This window comes from Alloprevotella sp. oral taxon 473 str. F0040 (genome assembly GCF_000318095.2).
GTDB lineage: Bacteria > Bacteroidota > Bacteroidia > Bacteroidales > Bacteroidaceae > Alloprevotella.
In genome coordinates this window covers 17,727-30,406 of sequence record NZ_KB290702.1, presented here as the reverse complement: position 1 = coordinate 30,406, position 12,680 = coordinate 17,727, and the positions used below count along the sequence as shown (strand labels likewise).

7 protein-coding genes and 1 tRNA gene are annotated in these 12,680 nt (G+C 48.3%); all 8 read left to right on the top strand.

Features of this window, described 5'->3' with window-relative positions; translation table 11 throughout:
* Positions 1-292 precede the first annotated feature (292 nt).
* The 8 genes from HMPREF9999_RS00155 (at position 293) to HMPREF9999_RS00115 (ending at position 12,678) form a co-directional block, all read left to right on the top strand.
* On the top strand, positions 293-2,383 hold the full coding sequence (locus HMPREF9999_RS00155; protein ID WP_198144600.1) for a family 20 glycosylhydrolase: 2,091 nt from the start codon (positions 293-295) through the stop codon (positions 2,381-2,383).
* A gap of 744 nt (positions 2,384-3,127) precedes the next feature.
* Entirely contained in the window at positions 3,128-6,520 is a 3,393-nt protein-coding gene (locus HMPREF9999_RS00150) for a SusC/RagA family TonB-linked outer membrane protein (protein WP_009436189.1), read from the top strand.
* A 304-nt stretch (positions 6,521-6,824) separates the two neighbouring features.
* Complete coding sequence (locus HMPREF9999_RS00145) at positions 6,825-8,498, top strand: RagB/SusD family nutrient uptake outer membrane protein (protein ID WP_009436188.1); 1,674 nt, start codon at positions 6,825-6,827, stop codon at positions 8,496-8,498.
* Between the two features lie 581 nt (positions 8,499-9,079).
* Positions 9,080-9,167, top strand: a tRNA-Ser gene (locus HMPREF9999_RS00135).
* A gap of 369 nt (positions 9,168-9,536) precedes the next feature.
* A complete protein-coding gene (locus HMPREF9999_RS00130) occupies positions 9,537-10,760 on the top strand; it encodes a site-specific integrase (protein ID WP_044062767.1) in 1,224 nt (407 codons plus the stop codon).
* A gap of 36 nt (positions 10,761-10,796) precedes the next feature.
* Positions 10,797-11,270 carry a DUF1896 domain-containing protein gene (locus tag HMPREF9999_RS00125; RefSeq protein ID WP_009436185.1) on the top strand — a complete coding sequence of 158 codons (474 nt, stop codon included), beginning with the start codon at positions 10,797-10,799 and terminating at the stop codon, positions 11,268-11,270.
* A 144-nt stretch (positions 11,271-11,414) separates the two neighbouring features.
* Positions 11,415-11,765 (top strand): hypothetical protein, encoded by a 351-nt coding sequence (locus HMPREF9999_RS00120; RefSeq protein WP_044062766.1) that lies wholly within the window; start codon positions 11,415-11,417, stop codon positions 11,763-11,765.
* 493 nt (positions 11,766-12,258) lie between these two features.
* A complete protein-coding gene (locus tag HMPREF9999_RS00115) occupies positions 12,259-12,678 on the top strand; it encodes a PcfK-like family protein (RefSeq protein ID WP_009436183.1) in 420 nt (139 codons plus the stop codon).
* The last annotated feature ends 2 nt before the right edge of the window (positions 12,679-12,680 follow it).

Here is a 12,680-nt window from a genome sequence, read left to right as displayed (position 1 = left end):
GACTAGATAAGAAGAGTGAGCTATAGAGCCTTGTAGTGAGGAGTGGCTCCCCATAGCCATTGCTCTTGGGGCGACGGCGCAACACCGATGGAGAGTTGTTGACATAAATTCTGGTCTTAGTAAAAGCCCCTATGTTGCTTGTCTTGTATTAAGAAAAACGTATCTTTGCATTACACAACATTTGTCCTATGGTTGTGAGGTGAAAACAAGGGAGGCACAGCAATGGCCACAGAGACTAAAGAGAAGATTGAGCCTCAGTGTTGTCTCCATAAGCATCAATAGTTTTATGATCATGAAACACTTTTTATTTCTGTTCTTAGCTTTTAGTTCGTGTTTTGTCAGTGTGTTGGCTGCGGATGGTGAACGTCTGCCTGCTGTTGGTGAGCGTTTGGCTGCGGATGTGGCGAGATTGATACCCGCGCCTGCTACGTATGTGAAGACCGAAGGAGAGATGAAGATGACAGGGCAAATGCGCTTCGTGACCAACGTGACAGCTCAGGAGCGCAAGGCGTTGCAAGGTCTATTAGCGGAGGCTTTTCCTGCCATGCAACTGGACAAACGAGGAAAACGGGTGTTGCAAATCCGTCTGATTCCTCCACACCACGAAGCGAAACAGACGGCTAATGATAGGAGCGAAGAGGGCTATCAACTGCGCATCACGCCACGAGACATCCACCTCGAAGCCTCCAGCATGAAGGGACTCTTTTATGGTGTGCAGACTTTGCGCCAACTAGAAGAGCAGGGACGTGTGGCGTGCTGTGACATCAAAGATGCCCCCAAGTATGCCTACCGAGGTGTCATGCTCGACTGCTCACGTCATTTTTGGCCGAAGGAGTTTATCCTAAAGCAGTTGGATGCTATGGCTTATCTCAAGATGAATCGTCTGCATTTGCATCTCACCGATGATGCTGGCTGGCGCATGGAGATTAAGCAATATCCTGCTTTGACCGAAAAGACAGCCTGGAGGGTAGGGGCTACTTGGAACGAATGGCGCGAACAGGGACAACGCTATGCACGCAAGGAAGACAAGGGAGCTACAGGTGGCTATTACACCCAGCAGGATTTGAAGGACATCGTGGCCTATGCTGCGGCGCGGCACATCACGGTCATCCCCGAAATCGAGATGCCAGGACACAGCGCAGAGGTGCTGCACGCCTATCCCGAACTGCAATGTGAGCAGGTGAGCCAGCGGAATAGCGACCTATGTGTGGGCAATGAACAGACCTTTGTTTTCCTCGAAAACGTGTTGCGCGAGGTGATGAATATCTTTCCTTCCAAGTATATCCATATCGGTGGCGACGAAGCCTCGCGCCAAGCCTGGGCCGCTTGTCCGCGATGTCAGCAGCGAATGAAGGCGGAGGGCTTGCAGACGGTGGCAGAATTGCAGGCTTATCTCACGCGGCGCATGGAGCGTTTTCTCAATGGTCATGGCAGAGTCTTGATCGGATGGGATGAAATCTTGGAGGGGCAGTTGGCCCCCAATGCAGTGGTGATGTCGTGGCGCGGCGAAGAGGGGGGCATAGCCGCCACGAAAGCTGGGCATGACGTCATCATGACCCCAGGCAGGTATTGCTATTTGGATCGCTATCAAGACTATCCACCTTCGCAACCCCAGGCTTTCGGCAGCTATATGTCGCTGGAGCAGTGCTATGCTTATGACCCCGCTGGACATTTGCCCGATAGCATCGCCAAGCATATCTTAGGTTTGCAGGGCAATCTGTGGACGGAGCAAGTGCCCACCATGGCGCATTGCGAATATATGCTCTATCCGCGCCTGCTGGCGATAGCAGAAAATGGGTGGAGCCATGGCAAGACCGACTATGCCGACTTCCGCCGCAGAGCCTTGCACCTGCAAGATGTGCTGGTGAGCCGTGGCTATCACCCCTTTGACCTGCGCAAGGAGGTGGGCGAGCGTGCTGAGAAGAAAACCGTGATGCAGCATTTGGCAGTGGGCAAGAGGGTGGTGTATCATGCACCCTACGCAGCCAACTATCCCGCTTCAGGCGATGGGGCTTTGGTAGACGGCAAGAGTGGCGGATGGGATTTCCAAGATGGAGCATGGCAAGGCTTCATCGGTGCCGACCGTCTGGATGTGACCATTGACTTGGGCGAGATAAAGCCGTTGAAGCTCATCAAGGCTGCTTTCTTTCAGTCGGTGAGTGCCGAGATTTATACGCCTGCCGAGGTGGGGATTCTAGTGTCGGACGATGGGGTGCACTTCGAGCAGCTCGACCATCGTCGCTATGAGGTGGACACCTCGACCGATTTTAAGGTGCAAACCATGGAGTGGTGCGGAGCTGCGAAGGCGCGTTTCATCCGTTATCAGGCCAAGTCTGGGCAGCTAGGCGGTTGGATTTTCACCGATGAGATTTGTGTGCAATGACCCGAAGGCCGTCGGTGGGGGCTGAAGGTCGTCAGTGGGGCATAGAAAATCGCTCCAAGTGTCATCTAGATAGGTGCAAATCTTCATGGTTGTAGGGAGCTTTCGCTCACCTTACGCGGGCGCATCCTCTTTTTGTTATGATATAGTGTCTTAAAATACGAAGTATTTTCTTTGAAGTTGATATGTGAATGAGTGGATAAATGATAGAAAAACGACACAGAAATGAGCAAAAGGTGAACCATAAAATCAACAATTTGCGCAAAAATCGCGCTAAGTGAAACAAGTTGTTTCGGCTATACCCCTCGTTTTGCAAAGTTAGAACACGCAAAACGAGGTTTTTTAGCTTAAAAAATCTTTACTTGTAGTCTGCAATACGTTTTTTCTTGTCGAAGTGTTGGATTTCTCCACTACATTTTCTACATTTGCAAATATAGCCCTCCCGAAGTTATCAATTTGATAGGGAAATGCTAGGAAAGATGTTACGAATCGCTATTTTGCATTTCGTGAAAAAATGTAGAGCTTCTACAGCAGACATCTTTCGAGTGGGTCGCAGAACTCCGCATCATTTTTTGAAAGGAAACCGCAGGACATACTTAAAAAGGATAGCTCCTTTGCGGAATGCCCCTTTCTCTAGAGGAGCATCTCCCCCTCGCTTGCGCAGGCTCATCAGGATTTTAGTCCAGAGCTAAAGGCGCAAGTCAATATTCGATATCCAAGTAAGCATAATAGATAAACCGAACAAACATGAACAAGAAGTTAGCACTCCTCAGTCTCAGTCTGCTCATGGCCGGTGGTGCTGTCGCTCAAAACACTGCGACAGGACAAATGATCGGCCACGTGTCTGACCCCGATGGGCAGCCTGTGGCACGCGCCGCTGTGAAAGTGGGCGAACGTGTCGTTGCCGTGACCGACAAGAACGGTAATTTTACCCTTACCAAGTTGCCGGCTGGCACTCGATCTGTCACCATTAGCTACATCGGCATGAAGAGCATTAAAACCTCTGTGTCTAGCACGATGAACGTGACCATGGAGTGGGACAATGCTAACCTCGATGAGGTGATGGTGGTGGCTTATGGTACAGCCAAGAAGTCCAGCTTCACCGGTTCGGCAGCAACCATCAAGGCAGATGATATCAACAAGCTCCAAGTGGCGAACCCTGTGGAAGGCTTGAAGGGACGTGTGGCTGGTGTGCAAATCTATAGCAACTCTGGTCGTCCTGATGGTGGCACTCCCACCATCCGCATCCGTGGTATCTCCTCCATCAATGCGGGCAACGATCCGCTCATCATCGTGGATGGTGCGCCTTATCCTGGCGACTTGTCTTCCATCAACCAACAGGACATCGAAACCTTCTCTGTGCTCAAAGATGCGGCTTCGGCTGCTCTCTATGGTGCTCGTGGTGCCAACGGTGTGATCATCATCACCACCAAGCGCACACGCAGTCATCATGGTGCACGTGTCACCTTCGATGCCAAGTGGGGTGTGAACCAAGTGGCGCAACAACGCTACGAAACTGTGCGCGATGCGGCTGGCTACTATGAGGCTTACCACAGAGCCCTCCGCAACGAGAGCTTGTATGAAAATCTCAATGCTCAGAACAACTACCAACTCGGTGACGAGAAGGCTGCCTATGAGTTTGCCAACAAGAATATGCAAGAACGTTTGGGCTACCTCACCTACACTGTGCCCGATGGCCAAAACCTCGTGCTCGAGAATGGTAAGCTCAATCCTGCGGCTACACTCGGCCGTGTGGTGAAGGGTAAGGATGCTTCTGGCAAACCCTTTGACTATACCATCACGCCCGACGACTGGTATGAATTGGCCTATCGTCCTGCTTTGCGCCAAGAGTATAACCTCAATGTGGCCAAGGGCAACGACAATAGCAACATCTACTTCTCAATGGGCTACCTGGACAACAAGGGTATCCTCCAAAACACCGACTTCAAGCGCATCACTTCTCGTTTGAAGGCTGACTGGAATGCGAAAGATTGGCTCAACTTCAACACCAACATCACCTACACCAACTCGCAGAGCCACAACGTGGAAGGAGAAGGAGATGCGAATAGCTCTGGTTCTATCTTCGGATTGGTCAACAACATCGCTCCCATCTACCCTGCTTATCTCCGCGATGGCAAGGGCAACATCATGGTGGACAATATGGGCTTCACTCGCTACGACTATGGTAAGAAGGGCTATCTCCCCATGAACCGTCCTTTCTTGAGCTACTCAAATCCCCTCTCGGACAATGCCCTCAACTATAATGGCGAAAATACCCACACCCTCAACGCAAACGTGGGAGCTGATGTGCTCTTGGGCAAAGGCTTTAAGTTTGTCACCAACAATACGCTCTACCTCATCTCTAGCCGTGGCGAAAATCTGTCTAACCCCTACTATGGACAGAGCGCAGAGTCTAGCAAGGGATTCGTTTCCGTAGGTAGCGACCTCCGTGTGCGCCACAACTTCCAACAACTCCTCAACTACACCCGCACCTTTGCTGGCATCCACAATGTGGAAGCTCTCGTGGGTCATGAATACTATCGCTCTAAGAGCTACTCTTTGTCGGGCACCCGCACCAACCTTGTAGACCACAAGAACCACGAACTTGGTGGCGGTCTTGAAAATGGTACGCCCTCTTCTAGTGCTGGGCTCTACAACACCGAAGGCTGGTTTGCACGTGCCAACTATAGCCTCTTTGATCGCTATTTCGCTTCGGCTTCGTTCCGTCGCGATGCTTCTTCTCGCTTCCATCCTGATCACCGCTGGGGCAACTTCTGGAGCCTCTCTGGTGCGTGGATCATCTCTAAGGAGAGCTTCTTCAACGTGAAGTGGGTGGACGAACTCAAACTGAAGGCGTCTTATGGTGAACAAGGTAACGATGGTATCAAAGATTACCTCTACACCACCACTTATACCTTCAAGAACAGCAATGGTAAATTGGCACTCGTACCACGCCTCTTGGGTAATGAGAAGATTTCTTGGGAAAAGAATGGTAACTTCAACGTGGGTGTTGAATTCTCTCTCTTCAAGGGGCGCTTGAGCGGTCAGGTCGAAGTGTTCAACCGCAGCACTCACGACATGCTCTCTACCTATAGCTTGCCACGTTCTTATGGTTTCACCAGCTTCTATGACAACCTCGGCAACATGAGCAACCGCGGTGTGGAAGTGGAACTCAATGCTGAGCTCGTCCGCACGAGCAAGTTCTCTTGGAGTGTTGGCGTGAACTTCACACACTACAAGAACCAAATCACCTCTATCCCCGACCAAAAGAAGCTCAAAGAATATGAAGGTCACAAGGGATACGAGAGCGGCAACTTCTTCTATGGTGAAGGATTGCCCATGTGGACACGCTTCTTGTATCGCTCTGCCGGTGTAGACGAAAAGACCGGTGAGATGACATACTACACTTGGGCTTATCGCTACGACCTCACGAAGCCTAAGATGGTGAAAGATGCCAACGGCAAAGAGGTGCAACAGCTCGACCGCTGGGGAGAACCTGTGTATGAAATCCTCAAGAAGAAGGTAACCGATGCCAACGGTAAAGTGGAGGAAGTTCCTGTGGCTAAAGACCGTCTCACTAAGACGACTTTGGCTTCTGAAGCTAGCTACTTCCTCGGCAAGGATCCTCACCCCGATCTCTATGGTGGTTTCAACACTCGCCTCACTTATGCAGGTTTCGACCTCGGCATTGACTTTAGTTTCCAACTCGGTGGTCACATCCTCGACAAGGACTATGCTAACTTGATGAATGGTCTTTCTGGAGAATTCGGTGGATCGGCAGTGCACAAAGATGCGCTGACCAAGACTTGGTCACCCACCAATCGCCATGCGAAGTATCCTCGCTTGCAGGCTGGAACGGCTTTGAGCACCAATAGCTCAGCTGATGTAGACACTTACTACGTGAGTGCTTCGTTCTTGAGCTTGAACAACATCAACTTCGGCTACACTGTGCCTAAGGAGTTCTTGTATCGCTATGCCAAGGGACAAGTGCAAAACCTCCGTCTCTACGTTTCGGCCGACAATGTTCACTACTGGTCTGCACGTAAGGGTCTCGACCCACGTCAATCTGTGTCTACGACCAAACAGGTGCAATACTCTCCCGTACGCACCATCTCTGGCGGTCTTACACTTACGTTCTAGAATCATTTAGATATTAGACATATTAGACGTTAGACATTAGATGTATCTTATTTGATGTTTAATACAAGATGTCTGAGACACAGCGTTTGATGTTGAAAGTCATAGATTAAAAACAACAGATAATAGACCCTTGCCGCATGGCTCTAGCGTCTAAAGTCTAATTTCTAACGTCTAGATAATAGACCCTTGCCGTAAGGCTCTAACGTCTAAAGTCTAATTTCTAACGTCTAGATAATAGACCCTTGCCGCATGGCTCTAACGTCTAACGTCTAAGTTCTAACGTCTAAAATAAAGCATTTCCACAATGAAATCTCCATATCTCCACCTTTTGAAGCAAAGCACGGCTGCCGTGCGTGCTACGCTTCGCACAGTGCGCCATCAAGTGCCAGCTCTAGCTCTCGCTGGTGTGGCTTCACTCTCGCTCTTCACTGCCTGCATGGAAGACACCTTCCCTTCTGGCATGTACACCCAAGAACAACTCAACCAAAGCCCTAAGGCAAAAGAAGGAGCCTTTTGGGCGATTCCTTCTAGCATCGTGCAGCCTACTGGCGACCACTGGGAATTCGGTTGGGGCACTATGATGCACGCTCGCGACGTGATGACGGGCGACATGACCAAACCTTTTTTGGGCTATGACCACTTCCGCGCATACTCACAAAACATAGCCCTGGGACAAGACTACACTCCTGGTAACGCCCTCTACATGGCCTGCTATGATGTGGTGCTTGCTGCCAACACAAGTATCAAGGGATATGTGGCGAACGAAGCCAACCTCAGCGATGCCGAAAAGGGTTTCCTTGGTGCTTCCTACGCATTCCGTGCACTCACCTATCTCGAATTGGCAGGAATGTTTGAGTTCCTCCCCAATGAAGTCTTCCCCGATGGTCGCAATGCACAAGGCAATGTGGTGACCAACCTCACCGTACCCATTGTCACTGATGCTGTGAGCCAGAAAGACTCATACAAAAATCCTCGTGCTACGCACAAGCAAATGTTTGACTTCATCCTTTCTGATCTCGATAAGGCAGAAGCCAACATTGACAAACTCGATGCCAACACCAAAGATGTGCCTCACCTCGATGTGGTCTATGGTCTCAAAGCTCGCCTCTATCTCTGGGATGGTCAGTATGAAAAGGCTGCTGAATATGCACGCAAGGCTATCGAAGCCCACAACGGTTCACCCCTCACTGCTGCACAATGGAATGATCCCATCACTGGTTTCAACTCTCCCAACAACGGTAGCTGGATGCTCTCGGCTACTGCCAATAAGGAAACTCTTGGCAGTCGTTATAACCTCTCCAACTGGACGGGATGGATGTCGTCTGAAACTCAATACGGATATGCTGGTGGCGCTGGAGTCTTTGTACGCATAGACCGCTCACTCTACGACAAGATAGCCGACACCGACTTCCGTAAGCTCTCCTTCAAAGCACCTGCAGGTCACGCTCTAGAAGGCAAAACTACTTTCATTGATGCTGCCATCGGTAAAGAACTGGATCCTTACACTACGGTCAAGTTCCGTCCTGGACAAGGCAACATCTCTACTTACACCATCGGCTCTACTTGCAGCTATCCCTTGATGCGTGTGGAAGAAATGTATTTCATTGAAGCGGAAGCTGCAGCACACACCGATGGTGCCAAGGGAGCTGCTTTGCTCAACACCTTCATGAAGACTTATCGCGATGCCAACTACAACTGCACCCTAAGCAGCAGTGACGAGGTGGTGCAAGAAGTGGTGCTCCAAAAGCGCATCGAACTTTGGGGTGAAGGTCGCACTTTCTTCGACATCAAGCGTCTGAACATGTCCGTGACGCGTGCTTATGACGGTACTAATGTTCCCAAACCCGTACGTTACAACACCAATGGTCGCCCAGCTTGGATGAACATCGTGTTGCCTAAGTTTGAAGGTGTGTTCAACTCTCCTGTCTACGACTTCAACAACCCTGACCCATCAGGTCGTTATCGCCCCGTAAAATAATCCCTCCTCGGATTATCCTCCCTGGATGGAGCAAATAAGTTCCATATTCGAGCTATATCTTTCATAGGTCTTTCCTAGTTGGATTTTCCTATATTGGATTTCTCGATGTTAGGTTTCCTTTGTTGGATGATAAACTCCTTTCAGGGATGCAGATAGACACGCGCGAGCCTTCCTTACTTTTGAAGGCTTCAGTGCAGTTCCCCTCCCCATCTCCCCAAGTGAAAACTTGGGGAGATTTTGTTTTTGTTCGGCCTTGGGGATTACAGATGCGACATGGCTCACCTTTCTTAGGTTGTCTGTTGCTCATGTTTTCCTTTTCTTCTGCTCTCCTTTGTTTATCTTTCCTTTCTTTGGCAAGGATAGTAGGATGGCAAGATGAGTGTGGTGGTGGCCGATTGCTGAAAAAGTGCATTCCATTCTCCCCCGATGAAGGAGAGAAAAGGGTAGGAGGAAGGAATAAAAAGGAGCTTTTCGTCTTGTGTATATGGATAAAAAGGTGTATCTTTGCATCGCATTTCGGAAATCGTCCGTTAGCCCTTGGGTTTAGCCTTCTTGCTATGCCCCATTGATCAACCAGGATTGGAGAGGTGCTCGAGTGGTTGAAGAGGCACGCCTGGAAAGCGTGTAAACGTCAAAAGCGTTTCGGGGGTTCGAATCCCCCTCTCTCCGCGTGAAGTACTCTGAAACTTAGTTCAGAGGAAATCAAAGAAAAACGTAAGTATCGTAACTTCAATGAGTTACGATGCTTTTCTTTTATACGTCATTGTCCTTCTAGAGTACGTAGAGAGTACCCAAATACTCCCAAAAGACTCTCCTATGGCTACAATCTGGCTACACTTTTTTCTGCAAAATAAAAATTGTAGCCAGGAGATAGTAGAGAGTTCGTTTAGAGTTTGCGTAGATTACTGCTATTCAAAGTATTATGTTGAACTTTGTAGCAGGACTACAGAGTGATTTATCGCCATATCTGGCTACAATTTTAGACAGTCTTGGCTACAAATACTCTCAGTTTGGCTACCCTAACCCCAAAAGACAATGATGAAGTCAATTTTCAGAGTAGTCTTCTACCTTAGAAGTAACTATGTAAACAAGGAGGGGAAAACCTCCGTGATGCTCCGCATCTACCTCAACAATGAGCGTTTATCGCTCGGCTCCACTGGCATCTCTGTCAAGTCCTCTCAATGGGACAAAGAGAAAGAACGCATCAAAGGACGCACCACTGAAGCACTCAACACTAACTTGCAGCTCGACAACATCGCAAGTGGACTACAATCTATTTTTCGCAGAATAGAAATGTCGGATGTCGTTTCTCTTGAGCGTATCAAATCTGAGTTTCTAGGCAAAAAAGAAGAAATAGATACGCTGATGCAACTTTTCGAGAAACATAATGGCGATGTTGCAAAACAGGTTGGTGTGTCTGTGGGAAAAGCAACATTGCAGAAATACAACGTATGCAAGCGTCACTTTTCGGAGTTTCTTGAAAAACAATACAAACGCAGTGATCTCAAACTGACAGAGCTAACCTATGTCGTGATTCGTGAGTTTGATTTGTATCTTCGCACCGAAGTAGGACAAAATCCCAACACAGCCACAAAAACGATGAAGACTTTCAAGACGATAACTCTTCTTGGTCAGAAGATGGGCGTCCTTTTGCACGACCCATTTATGAACCATCGCTTTCATATTGAGCCTGTCAATAGAGGATTTCTCACTGATGAGGAAATCCTACTTATTGCTCATAAACAGATAAACATACCACGTTTAGAGCTAATCAGAGACATTTTCATTTTTTCTTGCTTCACTGGGCTAGCCTATATAGATGTGTCCAACCTCACTCCCGATCACATCGTCCCCCTTGGCGATAAGCAGTGGATTATGACTCAGAGGCAGAAAACAAGTGTGGAAACAAATGTCCTTCTTTTGGACATTCCCAAAGCAATCATTGCTAAGTATGGTGGAAAGACTTATCGAAACGGCAAACTCTTTCCAATGCTTACCAATCAGAAAACGAATTCGTATCTCAAAGAAATTGCCGATATTTGCGGTATCAAGAAAAACCTCACCTTCCATTTGGCACGTCACACGTTTGCGACGATGTCACTCAGTAAGGGAGTGCCGATGGAGAGCGTTTCTAAGATGCTGGGGCATACCAACATCCGCACCACGCAAATCTATGCACGCATCACCAACAAAAAGATTGAGCACGATATGGAAGAACTTGCCGATAAACTCGACAAATTCAATGATGCCATGGGACTCTAAAACACGAATGTATCACTTTTAATCTCTATATTTATTATGAACACAAAAGCAATTCCCGAGCTTTCTTACTTCCGTTTGAAACTCACAGCCTATCTCCGCGATCATCAACCCGAGCTTGTGGACGATGCCACCCTCGTTTCCTCTCGTGCCGATGCAGCCCTCACCGCCTATTGCGATGCAGTGGCGCAAGGCTTCTCTCATCCTGAAGCCGAAAGCATTGCCAGCAATGTCCTCTTTGAAGGTTTGCATTTCTCAAAGTATGACACCCTAGTGTCTGTTTTGGAAAACGAATTTGAGGCAGAGCTTCCTAGTCCACTACCTGAGAAACTCGCTCCTATTCTCCTCCGCAATAAGGCGGTGCAACGCGTCTTTGCCAACTACCATCTCACGGACGACTTTGCCGCAAGTCCACAGTACGAAGACCTTTACACCGAACTCACAGGAACGATAGTCTTGATCATCGAGCAAAACAATTTGCCTACCGTTGAAGGAGTAAACGCTGTGGAATAGTCATCATTTGCCACATCAAGAGTGCGGTGGTATCAAGAGCCAAGATAGGTATTTCGTTCCACTCGCCAAGTATTTTTCAAACCCTTGTCTTAGGTGTCGCGAACTATCTTGTTATTGCTCTTGAACCACCAAACACTCTCCGATATGAATCATCAAATTATGCTCACAGACCTCCACTCTCCAGCCTTCAAGCGAGTAGACAAAACAGCTTCTCAGCAAGACAACGCTCCCTCCAGCGTGCCTGCGCCCAAGCAAGTCCATCGTTTCTCTTGGACACGCTTCATTGGCTTAGTCACACTTCTAGCGTTGCTTATCGGTTTTGTTTATCTCCTTTCCAAACTCGTCACGCCACAAGTCGTCACCGCGATTTCCATTCTCGGAAGTTTCCTCTTGTTACGCTTTGTCGTCAAAGTAATTTTGCAAATCACGTTCACGCTCCTGCGTTACTTGTTTTGGTTCGCTGTTCTCTGTGCTATCCTGCTCTGCGTGCTTTGATAAGCATTGCCTTCTCTCAAACCGAAAAGTGGTTATCTCTTCTCGAGATAGCCACTTTTTCTTTTTTGCTTTTCTTTTTTCTGTATAGTCGAAAGATTAAGGCTCTGCACTTTCGCTTCTTCATCATAGCTCCACTTGATGCCCCTCCAAGACGGATGCTGTTTCCTCTTTTCTTTCGCAAAGGTAGTAGGTCGCTTTAGGACTGCGTCAAGGTCAAGTCTAGCGATTAGTCGAGAAATCTCCAGCTCCGCTTCCGCTAGGCTCGTATTTCTCGTCTAAACCTTGTCGCAGAGCAGCTCCCCTCCCTTCTTTTTGCTACGAAAAAGGAATCAGCATACTCCGATCTTTGGACGCATAAAAAAAATGTCGCTATGGATAAGCAGAAAGTAAATACAACATCTTCGATGAGTAGAAAAGGAAATAGCACCTCCTCTCATTACCACATAAATGCTGTAAGCCTACCCACCGATAACACCCTTTAATCTCTATCAATATGAACGGAACAGACCAATTCACACGCACCATTGCCGAGTATCTCAATCAGCGAGCAATGACAGACCCCTTGTTTGCGCCCAACTTGATGAAACCGAACAAGAATATAGAGGAGTGCATCACCTATATTCTGAGTGAAGTGCAGAAAAGCGGTTGTAATGGATTTGAGGATGATGAAATCTATTCAATGGCGGTACACTACTATGATGAAGACGATTTAGAAGTGGGCAATGCAATCCCCTGTAACGTAGTCGTCAATCACACCATAGTCTTGACAGACGAGGAAAAAGCCGAAGCTCGACAACAAGCCTTTGCACAATATCAAGCCGAAGAACTCCGCAAATTGCAAGATCGCAAGCGAAGTAAGCCAAAGAACGAAGCCAGTACAGAAGAAGTACCTCAACTCCCCCTATTTGACTAAGA

Coding starts and splice junctions, on each gene's coding strand:
- HMPREF9999_RS00155 (WP_198144600.1), top strand. CDS start 293: ATGAAACACTTTTTATTTCTGTTCTTAGCTTTTAGTTCGTGTTTTGTC.
- HMPREF9999_RS00150 (WP_009436189.1), top strand. CDS start 3,128: ATGAACAAGAAGTTAGCACTCCTCAGTCTCAGTCTGCTCATGGCCGGT.
- HMPREF9999_RS00145 (WP_009436188.1), top strand. CDS start 6,825: ATGAAATCTCCATATCTCCACCTTTTGAAGCAAAGCACGGCTGCCGTG.
- HMPREF9999_RS00130 (WP_044062767.1), top strand. CDS start 9,537: ATGAAGTCAATTTTCAGAGTAGTCTTCTACCTTAGAAGTAACTATGTA.
- HMPREF9999_RS00125 (WP_009436185.1), top strand. CDS start 10,797: ATGAACACAAAAGCAATTCCCGAGCTTTCTTACTTCCGTTTGAAACTC.
- HMPREF9999_RS00120 (WP_044062766.1), top strand. CDS start 11,415: ATGAATCATCAAATTATGCTCACAGACCTCCACTCTCCAGCCTTCAAG.
- HMPREF9999_RS00115 (WP_009436183.1), top strand. CDS start 12,259: ATGAACGGAACAGACCAATTCACACGCACCATTGCCGAGTATCTCAAT.